This window comes from Thermogutta sp. (assembly GCF_039793925.1).
Lineage (GTDB): Bacteria > Planctomycetota > Planctomycetia > Pirellulales > Thermoguttaceae > Thermogutta.
In genome coordinates, this window is record NZ_JBAMME010000030.1 from 712 (window position 1) to 1,724 (window position 1,013).

General features: G+C 55.9%; 2 protein-coding genes. Both read right to left on the reverse strand.

Going from position 1 to position 1,013, the window contains the following annotated elements; all coding sequences use genetic code 11:
- Positions 1-353 (reverse strand): hypothetical protein (locus tag ABJK56_RS01190; RefSeq protein WP_347242839.1); only part of this gene is annotated, 353 nt, incomplete at its 3' end.
- Between the two features lie 336 nt (positions 354-689).
- Positions 690-1,013 (reverse strand): PEP-CTERM sorting domain-containing protein (locus ABJK56_RS01195; RefSeq protein WP_347242840.1); only part of this gene is annotated, 324 nt, incomplete at its 5' end.

Genomic DNA, 1,013 nt, shown 5'->3' on the forward strand with positions numbered 1-1,013 from the left:
CGCTTCTGACCGCTCACCGTAGCAATCGCCGGGGTTGACGAGATACCGCCAGGCAATCTCAAGTTGTTGTTGTTTCTTGCCCCTGATGGATAGTCCCATTGGAAAGCGCCAGTGGTGGGGTTGAAAGCTGCAACATACCCTTTGGATGAGCCGTCCAGGTAGCTCCCGTATGTTCCCACCCATGCGCCAACGATAACTGAACAGTCGGTCGCATGAACCGGACTGGAGTCCATGTAAGGATGCTCAAACACGTATGTGTAGGGACTGAACAAGTCCTTGGCCGGGTTGGGATGCCCGGATGTAGTCGTCCAGTCGCCCCTTGGGGACTGGGTGGTAGCTGTGTCAACCGCCATAGTCCATACGGGATTCCCGAAATCCGTAACAGACGTACTGTCACTCGTGCGGGCATATCCCTGATGTCGGTTATCCCTCATAAACATCGGCCAATCATCGGCTGCGCTCTGGAGGAAGTCTACTTGACACCGTTGCTTGATGGTTTCATTGCATCGGTTGGCGGTCGTAGCTTCCACAACGGCAAACCCGCCCTGCGAAACACCGCTAAGGGTCGTGGATACTTCTCCATTTGCGTTCGTGGTTCCAGAAGTCGGGTTCAGGGTTCCGGCAGTCGTAGTGAACGTCACTTGCTTCCCGGATATTCCCACACCGGACGGTGTAGTGAGCTTTCGCTTCTACCTCCTTCGCCTCAGCGCAAACCCGCAGAGTCCAGCGATGCCTCCGGCAAGCGCCAGTATGGAAGACGGTTCGGGAACCGGGACAGGTATTTCCAGAGCTGTGCCATCGTTGAAGAAATACTCACGGCCTCCCACATCGAAAGCACCGACCTGCCAACTTCTGATGGCGTACGTATTCACCGGACATGACGTATCTATCTCAAATGTCACGGAGTGTCCGGGTTGCAGTCTCGACTGCGCCTCCGACTCCCAAGAGAACATACTCCAGGAGCCTGTCCCGTCGGCAGTGGAAAGCTGAGAGAGCTGGTGGTTCGACTCCGA